Source organism: Microcoleus sp. S36a_B3, from assembly GCF_036700745.1.
Taxonomy (GTDB): domain Bacteria; phylum Cyanobacteriota; class Cyanobacteriia; order Cyanobacteriales; family Microcoleaceae; genus Microcoleus.
Genome location: NZ_JAUBPN010000006.1, coordinates 79,254 through 96,892 on the forward strand (window position 1 = coordinate 79,254; position 17,639 = coordinate 96,892).

Genomic DNA, 17,639 nt, shown 5'->3' on the forward strand with positions numbered 1-17,639 from the left:
AGGTTATTATTAAGTATTCGGAATTCAGAGCCAATAGCCCATTGCTCCGAGCGCGGATTCGGCTGCCGAGCAATGGGCTACTCGCCCAATCGAGTTATTTTAGAGCTGCGTTCGACCAACATCAGGACTACATAAATAGTCATGACATAACCGGCGGCCAGAACGGGAATAATTAGAGGAATATCGCGATAATTCATAATGATAACCAAAAGTCAAGGACGAGGAGGAGAAGGATAAGTTCAATACCTACGACATTAAGTCAGCACCCAAGGCAATAACTTGGTTCTGAAGGCTGCTTTTCCATATCAAGGCTGGGGGAACATTTAGGCGTTCCCGGTCAGTGGATTTTAGATTTTAGGTTTTAGATTAAAGATTTACTCGCAGATGAATCACTGGAGCAGGCACTAGCCTCTAAAATGTTCGATCTCTCTACGACTGTTGTCGATTTTAGATTTTAGGTTTTAGATTTGAGATTCACTCGCAGATCAATCATCGGAGCAGGCACTAGCCTCTAAAATGTTCGATCTCTCCACGACTGTTGTCGGTGGCTTCCGTTTTTCGGCGGGGTCAATAATGATTTACTGCTTTACAGGTGCTTAAACAACGTAAAACCATCCACTTTAGCTACTTTGAGCTACCGCGCACATAAGATGCGCTAGTCTTAAATTCTGAAAATTTTTAGTCCCAAGGAACTAAAAATCTGTCCCAGAAATTTTTGCTGCGATCTGACTAATAAGGCTGGTTATACGAAATTCTTACAGGCACCTGAAAGCTACCTGCCCGCCTGGATTAATCACAGCCTGTACTTAATGTATAGAATTGTTTAAATCCTTAATACCCATAATAACACAGGGTTTCTGGGATTTACAGATTTTTCGACAATATACTTAACAATTCGTTACAATTGGGGGGAACGGCTCTGGCAGCAGGCTACTGGCTGGAGGTAGTCGGGTGACTTCGATCGGGCTACCGATCGCAAATCAGTGGCGATCGCCAAAATTTCTCTTCCCTGTTGCAAAGAATTACCTTAAAATAAAGATATGATATGTAAAATTTTGTTACTTTACGGCTTGAGTCGGCGTATCCATGATCTCTAGCACTGTCCTATTTTCCTCGGTTGAAGAAGACCTGCGACTGTTGACAGAAAACTTAAAACAGTTAGTGGGTGCCCGTCATCCCATCTTGTACGCGGCTGCAGAATACTTATTCGGCACAAAGGGAAAACGGGTAAGACCCGCAATAGTCTTGTTGATGGCCAAGGCGACTATGCCCGATGGTGCCATCACAGAAAAACACCGCCGCCTCGCGGAAATCACCGAAATGATTCACACGGCCAGTCTAGTTCACGACGACGTGGTGGACGAGTCGGACTTGCGGCGGGGAGTACCGACGGTACACAGTCGGTTTAACAACCGAGTGGCAGTATTGGCGGGAGATTTTCTGTTCGCTCAATCTTCGTGGCATTTGGCAAATCTGGACAACCTGCCAGTAGTCAAACTGCTTTCGGAAGTGATTATGGATTTAGCAGAGGGGGAAATTCAACAGGGACTAAATGGATTTGACACCAGTTTGTCGATCGAAGCGTACCTCGAAAAAAGTTACTACAAAACAGCATCTTTAATTGCCAACAGTTCCAAAGCAGCGGGATGTTTGAGCGAAGTTTCACCGGAAATAGCAGAAGATTTGTATAACTACGGTCGCCACATTGGTTTGGCATTCCAAATAGTAGATGATATATTAGATTTCACCGCTTCAACGGAAACTTTGGGGAAACCTGCAGGCTCGGATCTGATCGGCGGAAATCTGACAGCGCCAGCGCTATTTGCCCTAGAAGAAAAGCCTTATTTGGAAGTTCTCATAGAACGCGAGTTCGCTCAAGAAGGAGATATAGAACAGGCTTTGACATTGGTAGCAGATTCTCAAGGCATAGTGCGATCGCGCGAACTAGCAACAAATCACGCGCAGAAAGCTGTCGAATACTTGGCAGCGCTGCCCCATTCAGAGTCCCGCCAAGCTTTGATAGATTTAGCAGATTACGTTTTGAGCCGACTTTATTAGCAGGAAGAAGGAAGACGGAAGAAGGAAGAAGGAAGAAGGAAGAAGGAAGAAGGAACTGGGTATTAGTTACCAGCTTGGGGCTGCCAATTCCCAAGTCCCAAGTCCCAATTCCTAACTCCCAATTTCCAATCTCTAACTATGCGATATCCGGGGGCAGATTGCTAGAATTTGACTGTAAAGCCGATCGGTACTGTTGCAAATAAACGTTAATTAATTCCTGCACTTGCTGGCGAGGGATTTCCGTCCCTACTTCCTGATTACCGGGATTTTCAAAAAAAACAATGCTGTCTAGACCTTCGAGGGCGATCATCTGAAATAAAATGTGAGTAACAGGCAAACACACGGGCCTGACGCGATCGCCCCCAGCCGCCGCTGCGGAGGACGCATCTTCAAGAGTGGGAAAAGCATAAATCACCTTTTTTTCCCGTCCCGGTTGCTTGAGATTGCTCAAAACCACGATCGCCCAACTTTCGTCTACCGCTTGCAGGATAGAGTATTCCAAGTGCTGTAGCTGTTGGGCAATTAAAATCAGCGCCGGGGCGATCGCCTTTAAAATTTGTGGCGTCGAACCGTCGGGCGGGGCTTTGTCGATCAGTGCTTCAATCTGTTGGTCTAAATCCATCAGTCAGTTAATTAGAGATTTGAGTTTCAAATTTTCAGGGTAACAGGTGCAGGTTAAAGTATGTAAATACCCGGCACTGCCCACTATAAAATCTAAAATTATAAATTTAAAGTCCCAGGGTGTGCTACTTTCAAAGTGAGCTGTCAACCATCATGCGGGAAATCGGCCAGAGCGTGGAAACCATATTTCAACTGCTGTTAGACGAACTAAAAAAGTCCACTCGGGCGTCTGAGCAGAACTGCCAAGATGTAGCAGGGCGACTCGCAGCAGAAGTCACCAGGATATGCACAGAAAGCCAGCGGATTCAAGACTCAGGAGATATAGAAGGTGCAGCCGAGAGCCTCGCCAGGCACCGCTTGCAACAATGTCTCCACTATGAAAATTTAGGATCTGGGCCAGGGCGAGTAGAATTGCACAGTACCCTCAGCGCGATCGTCTATCGCTCCATCACCCCTCCCCAGTTGCAGTCTAGCTATCAGGCGCGAATAGAACTGATCAAAGATTTTTTGCAAGGATTTTATCTCGAAGCTTTAAAGGCTTTCCGGCGCGAAACCCAACTACCACCGACCTACAGCCCCCGCACTCGCTTAGAACTAGCAGAGTACATGGCCTTTGTAGAGCGCTTCGGCAAACGGCGCATTCCCTTACCTCGGAACCGCAGCCAGCAACTAATTATTTTACGGGCCAAAACATTTTCCCAGCAGCAGCCCAAAGAAACCTCTGTAGATATGGAACAAGCCGCCGACGGAGGGGCTTGGGATTCTGACCAAACTTGGAACGACACCTCCGTGCACTCGGTGCGGGAAGCAATGGCCGGACATGGTTCATCTGCAATTCGCCCCCCAGCCGACGAGTCAGAATCTCTGCGGCAAAACGTGATTGACGAATTAGTCGCCTACTTAAAAGAGCGCAACCAAGAAGAATGCGCCGATTACTTCGTGCTGCGCTTGCAAGACTTGCCGACTAACGAAATAGAGTCGATCCTGGGCATAACTCCCCGCCAAAGAGACTATTTGCAGCAGCGCTTCAAGTACCACTTGCTCAGGTTCGCCATGTCGCACCGTTGGGAACTCGTTCACCAGTGGCTGGAAGCAGACTTAGACAAAAATTTAGGTTTGCTGCCTTCTCAGTGGCAGTCCTTTGGCGAACAAATTGGCCCAGAGGGACAGCGTTTGTTACAGTTGAAACAACAAGGTCTGTCAGAGTCAGCGATCGCGCAAACCCTCGGCAGCACGGTAGCCCAGGTACAGAAACGGTGGTTTAAATTGCTGGAACTTGCCTGGGAATTGCGAAATCGTTCAGATTCCGGAGAAGGGGCATCTACTGATGAATAACGAAACGAACAGGGATGCAGAGGCTTTCGAGCGCCATTTTTTAGACTGGATATTGCAGGCGCCAATCCCGAATGCCTCTAGCGAAGAGCAGGAAAACGTCAATGACCCCCTTCCCTCAGAAGAGTGGGGCGAAACAGAAGAGAATTCCGGGCTGGAATACTGGGAATGGGACGAACCAGACCCGCTGGACTATCAAGTGGGTTCGCAGAGCATTTCACCCGCACAACCCCTGACTATTGGAGAAATACCGACCGTGCAAGACCGTTTTCAGACCTTGTTAAAAGAAAGGCTTAGATCCGAAATTGAAGCCAACCCGCCGCTGTTCCCCTGGGAAACAGAACTCAAGAGCTACGAACACGACTATCCAGACGATGCAGTCCCCCAATGGGTTCCACCCCTGCACCTCTGGACTCCCCAACTAAAAAATATTAGATGGGGTCGCCTGCCAATTCCGATCGCCCAAGGGGTTTTTGCTCAACTGCTAGAACCTTGTCAGCAATTGGTAATGTCGTCGCTGCGGGAAGGCTCGAAATTAGTTCGCGCTGTAGATAGTTTGTTTCCGGGCCAGTCTGAGGAACTCAACCAATTAGCTGGTTTCGTACTCAGAGGTGCTACCAGAGGAATTACAGGTTTAGAAGTAGAAGATTTACCGAATTACGAAGCGGCAACTATCGATCAACAAATGCTAATGTCGTTGTTGGCCGCCCGAGAAATCATTGAGTCTCTAACTTTGAATTGTCCTGTAAACCAGCCCCCTATTTCGCGGGAGTGGCTGACTGCTTTGGGCTCCCTGACTCTCTCAGCTCAATACCTGTCTAACCGCAACACAGAACCACCAAGGCCGTGTTTAAGAGTTGAGTGCGAATTTCCAGGGGGAGGAAGTTTGGAACTCAAGGGAGGAGATGCCGAAGCAACTGCACAGCGTCCGAATTCCGGGCATTTAAGTGTGGAGTTGTTTGACCCGCAACCTGACAAGACTTATGCCCTAGAAGTCAAATTCCAAAACTTCGATACTAGACCTCTGATGTTTGCTATTCGTCCAACTTTGGCTGGATAAAACAGCAACTATCGAGGTAAAATTAGAGTAGTTAACTGCGTTTTTTACTCTACGGTTTGACCTCACACAAAAACAGATACAATCTGCTGATTTCTGTCGCGGAAAGCCAAAAAAATTAGAGACGAATTAAAGCCCCCAGATTCATCTGTGAAGTTAATCTGTGGATTCAATCTCAAATCGAATGGCAGAGAAATAAGATTTAGATATTAGTTAAAACCCAGATAAATCTGTGGATTTAATCTAAAATCTAAAATCTAAAATCTAAAATCGTTGGATGGGTGCACATGACAACTGATAACCTGCGAAATATACCTGTTTTGGGTAAACTGTGGGAGCGGATAGAGGCAATGCCTCCGCCGGTGACTGAGGATTCTTTACTGCTGCGAATCCTAGTTCAGTTGTTGGTAATTGTGGGAATTGTGGCTACTGATGTTGCTTCTGAAGAAAGCCTGAACCTGTGGGCTGTGCCTGTTAGTATTGTGGGAGCAACTTGGAGTTGGTACCGCCGCCGCGATCGCAATGTAGCCGCTAAATTCTGCATAGCTATTGGAATGCTGGTGGCGCTGTTCGCCTTTTTTACCCGCTTGGTGGGAGAATTAAACGATACGCGGTTAGTTTTGGCGCAACTGTTAATTAACATTCAAGTGTTGCACAGTTTCGATTTGCCCCGCCGCAAGGATTTGGGCTATTCGGTCGTCATCGGGCTGATTTTGTTGAGTGTAGCGGCGACCATCAGTCAAACGCTGACTTTTGGGCCGCTGCTGTTGGTATTTTTGGCTTTAGTGCTGCCGACTTTGGTGCTGGATTACCGCTCGCGCTTGGGACTCTCGAAGCTAGAAAACATCAATCCGGCGACAGAAAGTAGAAGTAAAAACAACAATTTATCGCTATTTGCTGCTACTTTATCTCCCAAGTATTTTAGTTTGTTGTTGTTGATAACTGTAGGGTTGGGGCTGGCTATTTTTGCGTTTTTGCCGCGCCTCCCAGGCTATCAATTGCGGACTTTTCCCGTGAGTGCTCCTATTGAATATCAGGGCGAGTTTGACTCGCGCAGCATTACCAATCCGGGGTATGTCAGGGGGGGGAATCAAAAAGGAACTGGCGGAGGGAAGGGGAGAAACCCAGACAAAGGGCCAGGAGAGGTAGACTCTACTTTTTATTACGGTTTCAACCAGCGCATCAATCAAAATTTGCGGGGGGTATTAAAACCTCAAGTGGTGATGCGGGTGCGATCGCAGGCGGCGGGTTTTTGGCGAGTGTTGGGCTTTGACAAATATACCGGTCAGGGTTGGGAAGTTTCGCGCAACGACGACGCTTTTAAGGTGAATCGACCTCGCTGGTCTTATCAATTTTATCTGAATCCCTATCCGAATGCGCCCCGCACTCAAGAGGTGATTCAAAGTTATACTATTCTTGCTCAGTTACCAAATTTGATTCCGGCTTTAAACAAGCCGAAGGAACTTTATTTTCCGACGCAGGAAGTGGCGATTGATGCGGAGGGAGGTTTGCGATCGCCTGTGGAGTTGGCGGAAGGTTTGACTTATACGGTGATTTCTAACGTACCTTTTCGCGATCGCTCCTTGTTGGGGCAAACTGGTACTAATTACCCGAAAAATATTCGCAAATTCTATTTGGACGTGCCGCCAGAAATTGCCCAGAAAGTGCGAGAAAAAACTGAAGAAATCTTGTTGGGGAGAACAAGAGTGGCTAAGTCGGACAGGGCGATCGATTCTCCCTACGAAAAAGCTCTGTACTTAGCTCAATATTTGAAGCAAAACCCGAATTACAAACTTGTCAAAGCTTTGCCTTATTTAGAAGAAACTGAAGATTTAGTCGAGGGTTTTCTGTTTGGCTATCAAAACACGCAAGACGGCAAAAAAGTTACAGGCGGATACCCCGACCATTTTTCGACGGTACTGACAATTATGCTGAGGTCGATCGGGATTCCGGCGCGAGTGGCTGGCGGTTTCGATACGGGAGAATTCAACCCGTTTACTGGTTTGTATGTGGTGAAAAATACCGACGCTTTCTTGATGACGGAGGTATATTTTCCTAAATACGGCTGGTTTGGTTTTAATCCGATTCCCGGTTATCCGCTGATTCCGGCTTCGGTGGAAGACAACCAGACTTTTAGCGCGCTGGAATCGTTTTGGAAGTGGATCGCGGCTTGGCTACCGACTCCTCTCAGAAGCGGGCTGGATTCAGTTATAGGTTTTGTAATTGGCTGGATCAGTTTGATTCTGGGTTGGTTTCTGGGACAGTTTGCTAGGGGTTGGGTGGGGTTATTTACTGGGTTGATTAGCGCGATCGCCTTTGGGTTTATTGGCTGGTTAATTTGGCAAGGGTGGCGCAAGTGGCGCTACCGCCGCTGGCTGCATAAGTTGCCGCCGGTGGAGGGGGTTTATCAGCAAATGCTGAAGGATTTGGCAAGTCGCGGATTTGCCAAGCAGAAAGCTCAAACGCCTTTGGAATATGCAAAGACAATGCGCGGCCACCATGCAACTGATGAAGCCGAAGTAATTGAGGAAGTTTCGCAAGCTTACGTGCGGTGGAAGTATGGCGGCGAAGCGGGAAATTTGAGTCAGTTGCGACAGTTGGTGGACAATTTGAGGCGATCGCACTTAAGGAAACTGAAAAAGTTAAGGTAAAATTTGGTTCTTCATCTGCGTGAATCCGCGTCCATCCATTGTCATCTGCGGTTAAGAAATTCTCTTTTTTTTAACCGCAGATAGAGGCAGATAGAGGCAGATTAACGCAGGTACCCAGTTTTATTTACCGTGCCGATGGTAACTGGATTTGGACATTGGCTTTTTCAGCTAAATCAGTTACATTGTTGGTAAAATCGGTCATATTTGCGATCGGACCAGCAATGCCCGCCGCGATCGCCAAAATAACACCCAATTTTTTGGCAATCAGTTTCATATTGCGCTTGTCTTGGGGTTTATTTAGTTGTGCTTCCACGTTGTCAATTTCCGTCAACACTTCTTCGCGCTCGTCTTCAGGAAATTGGGCGGCGGTTTCACGCATCGATGAAATCAGTTTTAGAATTTCAGCGGTATTCGCGTTATTGTTTAGAATAAATTGACTGTTATTAACTTCGGCGTTGTCGCTGCCGATAACACCGGACATCGGGCCGTTGAAGTTGTTGGTTTTGGCAGAAGTTTCAGTCTTTTGTTCGGGGTTCATGTTTAAGTGTACGTTGTAAATATTTTGCTGCGCTCTAGAAGACTCTACCGAATCAAATCGATCGATTCCAGAAAGTCGCTCTTGTTCCCATTGGCGAGAATAGTCGGGAAAATCGTCCATTAAGCCCCGCACATTCACATTCTCGTAGGATATTTCACATTCCACTGTGTACTTCCGATTGTCCAAACGGCGGCGCAAGTTATCAAAGGCATAGAGATGAGGATTTTGGCTACCTTTGCATTTGGCACAATTGCAAGGGATGAATTCTTGATATTTTAGGCGTTTATCGTAAGTAGCATGAATTTTCCAGAGTTCGTGGCGGATTTTGTCTAATAAAGATTTTTTCTGGGTTCCAGATACGCGGATGCGGATTTCTCGTTGATGATAGTTCTCGATGACTTCGGCTTTGGCGTAGTTGTCGGTGAGGACAACGCCGTCACGCCAGACAATATCGGTACTTTTTATCCGGCAAATCAAGCCGTGCATCTCTACAATCAGCCTGGTGATGATGCCTTTGGGCATAAACTCGTATTCGTAGCGCACGATTAGGTTGTCGCTGTCATCCCAGTCATAGTTGCGCGGTTCGAGAGGGAGACGTTGCGGGGCGATGTAGTGTCCCGATTGGCCGATTTCGTAACAGATTTTGAAGCTTTTCATGAGCTGGAGTAGCTTGTCGTGAAGGTAGTCGTATTCGTCGTCACTCCAGATTTCGCTGAGGTTTTCGTCGGTGAAGTGTCCGTAATTGGCGATGACTTGTTCGTTATGGGTGACTTTGTAGACGGCATTGGTTGCCCATTCGGGACGGAGGATGACTAGGTTCTGGAGGATAGATTCTTTCTTAGTGTCAGGATCTTTTTGGAAGTGGAGGATAATACCAAGGTCGTGCAGGTATTTGCTCATACTCAGCATCGTGCGTTGGTCGGATTTGTCAAAGCCTTGGCTGGCGCAGATGTCGTAGAACTCATGGATATCAATGTAGTTTCTGCTTCGGGCGTAGTTTTCCAGGACATGACGGACGTTTGCCCAGGGCCTGGGGATGGGGATGCCGACGTGGTTGAGTTGGGTGATGTTTTTTTGCAGGTAGCATTGGAGTTCATCGAGTCCGCGATTGTGGGCGAGGTTGGTGTTGAGGGATTCTTTTAAATTGGCAAAGTCGCCGCGCAGTTGGGAGACGTTGATGTCGCAGCAGCGGTCTTGTTTTTCGTTGTGGACGAGAAGGACGGGACTGGCGCTGCTGAGGAGTTCGATGATGCTCAGCCAGTAGGAGAGGTTGGGGTTTTCGCGGCGGTTATCGACTAGGAGAATGTAGAAGGAACGTTCGGTGAGGAAGAATTGGTGGGTGGCGTGGTAGATTTCCTGTCCGCCGAAGTCCCAGATGTGGACGCGAAAGGTTTTGCCGTTGTATGGGAATTCCCAGCGGCTGACATCAATGCCTTCGGTGGAGGGTTCTTGTTCTTGGAGTTTGTAGTCGGAGTTGAGGAGTTTTTTCGCGAGGGTGGTTTTTCCGGCTTCGCCTTCGCCGACGATGAGAAGTTTGGCTTCGTAGAGTTCTTCGGTGTCGTTGGGATTGCGGGTTTGCAAGTAGAAGTCGAGGATGGTTCGCAAATCGTCTTGGAGGATTTCGGGAGGAATCGGGAGCGGATTTCTCTGCAAGTGCAGTTCTTCGAGCTTCTCCATGCCACGAATCGCCTCTGGGATTACCGTAATCTGATTGTCACTGAGGTAAAGCTGTGTGAGATTCGACAGTTGCCCGATCGCCTCTGGGATTACCGTAATCTGATTGCCAATTAGCTCAAGAACTGTCAGATTCGACAGTTGGCCGATCGCCTCTGGGATTAGCGTAATCTGATTGTTCCAGAGGTAAAGCTGTGTCAGATTCGACAGTTGGCCGATCGCCTCTGGGATTAGCGTAATCTGATTGCCAATTAGGTTAAGAACTGTCAGATTCGACAGTTGCCCGATCGCCTCTGGGATTGCGGTAATCTGATTGGTATGGAGGAGAAGCATTGTCAGATTCGACAGTTGCCCGATCGCCTCTGGGATGACGGTAATCTGATTGCCACCGAGGTTAAGCATTGTCAGATTCGATAGTCGGGCGATCGCCTCTGGGATTACCGTAATCTGATTGCTACTGAGGCTAAGCGATGTTAGATTCGATAGTCGGGCGATCGCCTCTGGGATGACCGTAATCTGATTGTTATCGAGGCTAAGCCATGTTAGATTTGATAGTCGGGCGATCGCCTCTGGGATGGAGGTAATCTGATTGTTATTGAGGTTAAGTATTTTTAAGTTGGTTAATTGAAGAACAACATCAGGAAACTCAGTTAGCTTATTTCCAACCCATTTTCGTTTTTCCTGATCGAATTTCACCAACACCAACGACTCAAGCTGCGTGCACTTGCCAATCTCCGGCGGCAATTCCTCCAACCCCAACCCTGCCAAATCCAATTCTGTCTGGTCCTCATCAGCCGCTTTGTCGATTAACTGCAACAACTCCTCTCTCGTCATATCTTTTGTCTCCCCGTAGTCTTCATTTTATTGTGACAGGATTTTTTGGTTGATGGGGAATTGCCCGCGCGTCATCTAAGAAACCGGGTTTTTTCGGGTTTCTACGCTATCACCAAGAATTCTGGCAAAAACCCGGTTTCTGACCACTCGTGCATCAGTCCTGTTTATGTTAATGGGAGATGGACGATCTGATGTTGGTATTCGTTATCAAACGAACCATCAGCAATCAAAATTAATTCCTCAATATTTTGCCCAATACTTAAATCTGAGTTCAAAACTCAAATTCCTGGAATATGGCTGAAAGCAGACATATTATCTGCCAGATGGACGGGCATTGACTTGCGGTTGTTGGTGACTAAAATAAAACCATTATCCTCACACCAAATCAAAATATCTGGATCGAGAGTGCTTTTCGGAGGTGTACCAATGTCGCCCACTGCCCAAACTACTAAATCGGGGCGTTTCCGGCGAAGTTGTGTAGCATAAATTGGCGTAACATTCTCATCCATCAAATATTTAAGCGCCATTTCTCAAGTATCCTGGATTGCAGTTTGACTTTCCCGTTCAGCCTTCAATTTTCGCAATCTTTCCGCAGCCGGATGCGGATTTGTTGCTTGCATTTTTCGCTGCTGATGCGACCATTCCAACCAATCTTGTATATATCTACTTACTGATTCCTTGTTTAGCAAATAATACAAAATAGTTGTGTAAACTTCTGCTAAAGTTAGAGATGGATAGAATTGCTGAATTTCTTCTGGGGTGCGTTCCCGATGCAAATATTCATACAGCACGGTCTCAATCCCGATGCGATGTCCTTTAATCCGAATATCATCCGGTGCTAAGAAATCAAAATACTGATTCATTTCCATATCTAAAATCCCTCTTTTAGCTATCTACTATTCTACTATTCGGTTTGATGAGAAACTATAATGCGATCGATTTCTGCGCGGTGGCGATCGTAATAACGCCAAGCATTCTCTAAATCGCGATCGGATAAACCTGGATAATTCCGAAGTAATTCCGCCTCATCAGCCCCCTGTTGGTGAAGCGAAACCAGCGTCCAAACAGGAATGCGGGTGTTGCGAATTCGGGCATATCCTCCACACACTCCAGGCGTACTCTGAATCGCCCTAGCTGAGAGTTTTTCTTGAAACAGCAAACTCTTTTCAGGTGTCAGCGACTCAATGACTTGAATTAAGGAGTCAACCAACTGAATGTTCATAGCTGATAATTTACGCAATGTAGAATAGTGCGATCGCTCAAACTATCATAGCAAATTTCCCCCAACACCAAAGTCTCAAGCCCAGTGCACTTGCCAATCTCCGGCGGCAATTCCTCCAACTCCAAACTCGGCAAATCCAATTTTGTCTCGCCCTCATCCGTCGCTTTGTCGATTAACTGCATCAATAATAATACGATCGATTTCTTCAGGGTGGCGATCGTATGATTAAAACAACGGTTAAAAGATGAAAGCCAATGATGACCAGCCTGAATGTGGATACGGCACTGCTACAAGAGGCGATCGAACTACAATGAGAAAATTCGCTGGAAACCTTAGTTGAAATCGCCTTGCGCGAATACATTCAACGCCGCAAACAACCGCACTATCTCGAACTTAGCTTTGGAGAATCTCTCGGTGCATTTCTGGAAAAATATCAAGTGCACGAATTGAGCTTAAATCCCGATCGAATTTGGGAAGATGTTCGCGCCGGAACAAAGCATTGAGTTTAGTGCGGATAAAAGGACTTGAACCTTCACTCCTTTCGGAACCAGAACCTAAATCTGGCGCGTCTGCCAATTTCGCCATATCCGCATTTTGACACCGAACTAACATAGCACAGCACAAAGCCATGCGTCAAGAGCCAGAAACCCGGTTATTTTTGGACACCGGGTTCAATCATGAGTTATAGCCACAGCAATTTTCCGTATATTTAACTCGTCACTTAGTTTTGCCCGATCGCCTTCCAAGTGATTTCGTCAACCACGCCGTCAACCGTCAAACCCTTATACTCCTGAAAGCTCTTGACAGCCGTAGTAGTGCGAGTGCCAAAAATCCCGTCAATCGGGCCCGGATCGTAACCCTGCATTTCCAAACGCACCTGTAGCGTCTTCACCTTAGAACCCGCCGCGCCTTTAGTCAGAGCAGTTGCAGGATTTGTCGGAACCGAAGCACTCTTCTGAACTCGATCGTCGCTTGGAAGTGCAGCATTGCTTTGCAAACTTTCGGGAGCTGACACCGGATCTGCTGCTAAAGCAGTCCAAGTTTGTTTATCCACAATACCGTCGGAATTCAAACGCTGAGACTTCTGAAAAGCACTCACAGCCGATTTGGTGCGAGAACCGTAGGAACCGTCGATCGTCCCGATCGCAAAACCGTGAACTTGCAACCGCTGCTGTATGGCCGCAACTTCAGGCCCATCTGCTCCCGCCGAAATAGTTTTTTCCTTTCTCACAGGCTGCTGCTCCCCTGAATAAAAAGGCTTATTAAACATACCTCCTTGGGAATTTGCCTCCGGCTGTGTAGATGCACCAGGATCCGCGGGACTCACAAAGTCTCTGCGGTATTGTTCCTGAACAAAGGGTTTGGAGTCGAAGGCTGCATTTGCCTTTTTGGTCAACCCAGGAGCGAACAGAGCTAGCAAGCTAAAAATCGTAACAGTAGTTAAACGCATAAGTTTCATCCTGTTGGTAAAGTTTGACAAGGTTTCCCTGTTTTCATGTTTCTCAATCTCATTGTATTACCCGGATCGCTTTCTAAGAAATATCTTTCCAGGCCTTTAGAAATTCGGCAATGGGACCGGAGCGGTCAGAAGTTGCTAGTTGGAAGTTACGAATTGAAAGTAGGGGCCGTTTCGCGCTATTCCTTAGAAACCGGGTTTCTGAGGAGATGTTTCGTTACCAGAGTCAATATTTTCGTAGAAACTGGGTTTCTTAGCAATAGTCCTACGGTACAAAACCGGCTCTCCTTCACAAATCTTTACTAGCTGGTTTTGTACAAAGTCGATCGCTCCGAGGCCAACTTTTTTCTCTCAACCGGCCCCTACAAATCCCAAATCGCCACTTATCGGTTCGTGTGTTCTGCCAATAAAGCCTTCGCTCTCGGCTTGTAAATCAGATAAAACAGCTCTTCTATATAGGGCTTGCTGAAAAAGTCCACAAATCGAATCTAAGTGTCAAACAGCTTGAAAAATGGGAGATTCGGAGATCGGTTCCCAAATTTACTCCACAATTTTCCACCGAAATCCAAGGATTTTGAGCCGACAAACGTCATAACGAGAGCACTTTTTTGTGTTTAAAAATCTTGCAACCCTTGGCAGTCATAACTTCTAGTTCTATTCAGCAAGCCCTATATAGCGGAGCATATCTTCGCGGTTTTCCTGAGACGAGTAGTTCCAAAAACCGTAAGTCTTGGCCAGAGTCAGCAGCCTGCTAGTATGAATTTTCCAGGTATAGGTGCTGTAAACTAGGTCAATTCCTCGCGTTGAAATTTCATACCAATAGTTAGGATTTTGTTCGCATTTCGATAAAAAATCGAGAATTTTTTGGGCAGTTTCCTGGTGGCTTGTCTGGTTGATATAAAACCCATTTACCCCATCTTGAATAATTTCCAGCAGGCCGCCAAACTGAGTCCCAAAAGTCGGAATACCGGTAATCATTGCTTCGAGAATTGTCAAGCCGAAAGCTTCAAATAAAGGCGGCTGAACAAATATACCTTGGCCGTCGGCGATTACCCGGTAGATTTCGCCGGACAGGCTTTTGGAAAGCCACACTCCCCTGATTTGATTTTTTTTTATTTGACCTAAAAAATAGAGCGATACTATCTGAGTATCGCCCTATTTTTTGGGGCTGGTACTTTTTTTAATCTCATTGTAAAGTTTGCAATCAGAAATTACTATCCCTCAAATGACATAAAATTCCCCGTATTTGTGGCGAATGTAGCGGACAAAAGGATCGATAGTTAAAGGTGAACCGGTCACGCGATCGATCAATTCAACTGCAGTGTATTTGCGGCCGTGCTGGTAGATGTTTTGTTTGAGCCAGTCGTGGAGTAGAGTAAAGTTTCCCTGTTCTATTTGTACGGTAATTTCGGGATTGCTTTTGACTGCGGTTTCGTAGAATTGAGCGCTCATCAAGTTGCCGAGGGTGTAACCTTGGAACATTCCGCCGATCGTCCCGACGTACCAGTGAACATCCTGCATCGCACCATCGCTGTCGGTGGCGGGGACAACGCCGAGATCTCTTTTATAACGTTCGTTCCAGGCTTCGGGGAGGTCTCGGACTGCAAGTTTGCCCTCTACCATTGCCAATTCTAGGTCAAAGCGGATGGCGACGTGGAGGTTGTAGGTTACTTCGTCGGCGTCGGTGCGGACGAGCGATCGCGAGACTTTGTTAATTGCCCGGTAAAATGTGTCAGTGGATACCTGTCCCAACTGTCGCAAAAATACGCCTTGGAGTTGCGGGTAAAAACATTCCCAAAAACCGCGGCTGCGCCCGACCAAATTTTCCCAAAGCCGCGACTGGCTTTCGTGCACGCCGGAGGAAATGCCGCCAGCCAGAAGCGTACCTTCAAATTCTGGGGAATTGCCGAGTTCGTAGAGGGCGTGTCCGGCTTCGTGGATGCTGCTGAACAAAGCTTGATCCAAATGATCTTCGTAGACGCGGGTGGTGATTCGCACGTCGTCTATGGAGAAGTTGGTCATGAAGGGGTGGAGGGTGGTGTCTTGCCGTCCGCGCTGGAAATCATACCCCATCCGTTCTACGACTGTGCGGGTGAATTCTAGTTGCTGGGCTTCTGAGAAGTATTGATGCAAGCAGGAGTCGTCGGCGACGGGTTGAGAGGTGATCGCTTCGACTATTGGGACTAATTCTTGACGCAGTTGGGCGAATAGGGGGCGCAACAGGGATACTTTCATGCCGTAGTCGCTGCGATCGATCAAAGGATCGGCGATATGTTCGTATCCGGGGAAAAAGTCGGCGTATTGCCTACTTAATTCTAGGGTTTTTTCGAGATAGGGTTCGACTTTTGCGAAGTTGTTGTCTGCTTTGGCTGTGGCCCAAGCTTCGTAGGAGTCGGCTTGGTGGCGGCAGAGTGCGGACATGAAGGCTGCGGGGACTCTGGCGGCGCGATCGTAGTCTCTGCGGGCGATGCGGATCAGGCTGGCTGGGATGGAGTCGTAGGGGAGGGCTTGTTCGTAGAAACGCAAGTCTTCTAGGAGTTCGCCTATTTTGGGGTCAGTAAATTTTTCGTGGGATATTTGTTTGAGAGTGGCCAACTGGCGGCCTCTGGCGGTTGCACCTTTGGCGGGCATATAAGTCGCCTGATCCCAATGCAGCAGCGACGAGGCTGATTCGATGTCAGTAACTTCTCTGAGGTGGGCTGCAAGTTGAGCAAATTTTGCTTGAGTTTTGTCTAGGGTTTGCATGATTGGCGTTGGAGGTACTGTTTTGCCTAAAAAGGTTACAGTGCGGCATTGGTATCCATCAATCATTGCTACCCTGAAATCAAGCTAAAAACCGCACTTCTTCCCGTATTGTACGCAATTTCGAGTCATTCTGGCAGAGTTCACGGTATTTCTTCGGATTGAGCTCGATCGCCCTTGATAGATTTTCGATCGCCTTGCTGGTGATGGTTGCTAAAGCTTCGGGGTTGTTTGTACCATCGCCTGCTGCTTTTTCTAGGAGGTAAATGCAAGCTTTTTGATAGTAAAGATTTGGGTCGTCGGGTTTGAGTGCGATGATTTTATCGTAGGACTCTCTGGCTTCGGTAAATCGTTGGATTTTTTTGAGGGCAACGGCGCGGTTGTACCACGCTTCGGTGTTTTCTGGCTGCAACTCTACGGTTTTGTCCCAAGAGGCGATTGCTTCTTCAAACCGCTGTAAGTTGGCCAAGGCCAGGCCGCGGTTGTACCAGGTTTCGCTATTCTCTGGCTTGAGTGCGAGGGCTTTGTCCCAGGAGGCAATCGCAGTTTCAAATTTTCCCATTTGGGCGATCGCGGTGCCGCGTTTGTTCCAGACTTCGGGGGAATCCGGCCGCAGTTGCAGGGTTTTGTCGTAGGAGGCGACGGCTTCGGGGTAGAGTTTTTCGTCGGCTAGGGCGACGGCGCGGTTGTACCAGGCTTGATGCAAGTCTGGTTTTAGTTCGATTGCTTTGTCGTAGGAGGCGATCGCCGCTGTGTTTTGGCCGGAGGTTTTCAGGGCTAGCGCTCTATTGTACCAAGCTTCGGAGTAGTCTGCTTTGATGGCGATCGCTTTGTCGTAGGAGTCGATCGCTTCTGATAATTTTTCCAAATTTACCAGAGTGTTGCCGCGGTTCGTCCAAGCTTCGTGATAGTTTGGCTGGAGTTTGATCGCCTGTTCGTAGGAGGTGATGGCGTCTGAGAGTCTGTCGATCTTCCGCAAAATGTTGGCGCGATTGTACCAGGCTTCTGGATTGTTTGGTTGAATTTTTAAAGATTGGTTGTAGGCCAATATGGCTTCGGGTAGCCGTCCCAATTTTCTGAGGGCTACGCCTTTGTTGTACCAGGCTTCGTAAAATTTTGGTTCGAGTTCGATCGCCTTTGACCACGATTCTAGCGCGGCTGACAAGCGTCCCATTGTTTCTAGGGCGTTACCGCGATCGTACAGCGTTTGAGCTTTTTGGGCGTTGACCGATCTGGATTGTTCCCCCGAGTCGATCTGCTTTTCTATGCTGGCTAATTTCTGCAAGGGGTTTCACCTCATTATTTTTTGTAAAATTGTCGCTTTTTCTTTATATTGATTAAGTTTTCGCTGTCGATCGCAATTGATCGATCGCCTATATTTGGTTATTTATGGCAATTTTATAGTAACTCTGCAATTTTTTCAACCTTTTCTAATCTATTATACGCAAGTTTCT

The 17,639-nt window shown here is 47.3% G+C and carries 15 protein-coding genes and 1 tRNA gene; 5 read left to right on the top strand and 11 right to left on the bottom strand.

Going from position 1 to position 17,639, the window contains the following annotated elements; translation table 11 throughout:
- Nucleotides 1-1,086 precede the first annotated feature (1,086 nt).
- Complete coding sequence (gene sds, locus QUA01_RS09055) at nt 1,087-2,058, top strand: solanesyl diphosphate synthase (RefSeq protein WP_333089462.1); 972 nt, start codon at nt 1,087-1,089, stop codon at nt 2,056-2,058.
- A 136-nt stretch (nt 2,059-2,194) separates the two neighbouring features.
- Here sds and QUA01_RS09060 read toward each other — a convergent pair whose 3' ends face one another.
- Nucleotides 2,195-2,680 carry a hypothetical protein gene (locus QUA01_RS09060; RefSeq protein ID WP_194065836.1) on the bottom strand — a complete coding sequence of 162 codons (486 nt, stop codon included), beginning with the start codon at nt 2,678-2,680 and terminating at the stop codon, nt 2,195-2,197.
- Nucleotides 2,681-2,832: 152 nt separating this feature from the next.
- Between QUA01_RS09060 and hetZ the strand changes: the two genes are divergently transcribed.
- The 3 genes from hetZ to QUA01_RS09075 all read left to right on the top strand — a co-directional run bounded on the left by hetZ (nt 2,833) and on the right by QUA01_RS09075 (nt 7,719).
- Complete coding sequence (gene hetZ / locus QUA01_RS09065) at nt 2,833-4,014, top strand: heterocyst differentiation protein HetZ (RefSeq protein ID WP_333089529.1); 1,182 nt, start codon at nt 2,833-2,835, stop codon at nt 4,012-4,014.
- A complete protein-coding gene (locus QUA01_RS09070) occupies nt 4,007-5,071 on the top strand; it encodes a hypothetical protein (protein ID WP_333089460.1) in 1,065 nt (354 codons plus the stop codon). Before hetZ ends, QUA01_RS09070 begins: the two co-directional genes overlap by 8 nt.
- Nucleotides 5,072-5,355: 284 nt before the next feature.
- Nucleotides 5,356-7,719 (top strand): DUF3488 and DUF4129 domain-containing transglutaminase family protein, encoded by a 2,364-nt coding sequence (locus QUA01_RS09075; RefSeq protein WP_333089459.1) that lies wholly within the window; start codon nt 5,356-5,358, stop codon nt 7,717-7,719.
- A 124-nt stretch (nt 7,720-7,843) separates the two neighbouring features.
- On the opposite strand, the gene QUA01_RS09080 is transcribed toward QUA01_RS09075, so the two are convergent.
- The 5 genes from QUA01_RS09080 to QUA01_RS09100 form a co-directional block, all read right to left on the bottom strand.
- A complete protein-coding gene (locus QUA01_RS09080) occupies nt 7,844-10,765 on the bottom strand; it encodes a leucine-rich repeat domain-containing protein (RefSeq protein ID WP_333089457.1) in 2,922 nt (973 codons plus the stop codon).
- Nucleotides 10,766-11,043: 278 nt separating this feature from the next.
- Entirely contained in the window at nt 11,044-11,292 is a 249-nt protein-coding gene (locus tag QUA01_RS09085; RefSeq protein ID WP_333089455.1) for a DUF5615 family PIN-like protein, read from the bottom strand.
- 3 nt (nt 11,293-11,295) lie between these two features.
- The gene (locus tag QUA01_RS09090; protein ID WP_442921538.1) at nt 11,296-11,628 is read right to left on the bottom strand and encodes a DUF433 domain-containing protein; all 333 of its coding nucleotides are present in this window, start codon (nt 11,626-11,628) and stop codon (nt 11,296-11,298) included.
- Nucleotides 11,629-11,669: 41 nt separating this feature from the next.
- Nucleotides 11,670-11,987 (bottom strand): DUF433 domain-containing protein, encoded by a 318-nt coding sequence (locus QUA01_RS09095; RefSeq protein WP_333089451.1) that lies wholly within the window; start codon nt 11,985-11,987, stop codon nt 11,670-11,672.
- Nucleotides 11,984-12,169, bottom strand: coding sequence for a hypothetical protein (locus tag QUA01_RS09100; RefSeq protein WP_194008509.1), 186 nt, complete (start codon nt 12,167-12,169; stop codon nt 11,984-11,986). The genes QUA01_RS09095 and QUA01_RS09100 overlap by 4 nt, the downstream gene beginning before the upstream one ends.
- A gap of 165 nt (nt 12,170-12,334) precedes the next feature.
- On the opposite strand from QUA01_RS09100, the gene QUA01_RS09105 reads away from it, so the two are divergent.
- Nucleotides 12,335-12,490: a hypothetical protein gene (locus QUA01_RS09105; protein WP_333089447.1), complete on the top strand. Its 156-nt coding sequence runs from the start codon at nt 12,335-12,337 to the stop codon at nt 12,488-12,490.
- A gap of 6 nt (nt 12,491-12,496) precedes the next feature.
- Here QUA01_RS09105 and QUA01_RS09110 read toward each other — a convergent pair.
- The 5 genes from QUA01_RS09110 to QUA01_RS09130 form a co-directional block, all read right to left on the bottom strand.
- Nucleotides 12,497-12,578 (bottom strand) — tRNA-Leu (locus QUA01_RS09110).
- Between the two features lie 130 nt (nt 12,579-12,708).
- Nucleotides 12,709-13,437 carry a peptidoglycan-binding domain-containing protein gene (locus QUA01_RS09115; protein WP_333089445.1) on the bottom strand — a complete coding sequence of 243 codons (729 nt, stop codon included), beginning with the start codon at nt 13,435-13,437 and terminating at the stop codon, nt 12,709-12,711.
- A gap of 660 nt (nt 13,438-14,097) precedes the next feature.
- Nucleotides 14,098-14,535, bottom strand: a complete 438-nt coding sequence (locus tag QUA01_RS09120; protein WP_442921539.1) for a glycosyltransferase — start codon at nt 14,533-14,535, stop codon at nt 14,098-14,100.
- A 129-nt stretch (nt 14,536-14,664) separates the two neighbouring features.
- Complete coding sequence (locus QUA01_RS09125) at nt 14,665-16,188, bottom strand: carboxypeptidase M32 (RefSeq protein WP_333089528.1); 1,524 nt, start codon at nt 16,186-16,188, stop codon at nt 14,665-14,667.
- A 79-nt stretch (nt 16,189-16,267) separates the two neighbouring features.
- On the bottom strand, nt 16,268-17,470 hold the full coding sequence (locus QUA01_RS09130) for a tetratricopeptide repeat protein (RefSeq protein ID WP_333089443.1): 1,203 nt from the start codon (nt 17,468-17,470) through the stop codon (nt 16,268-16,270).
- Nucleotides 17,471-17,639: the final 169 nt, after the last annotated feature.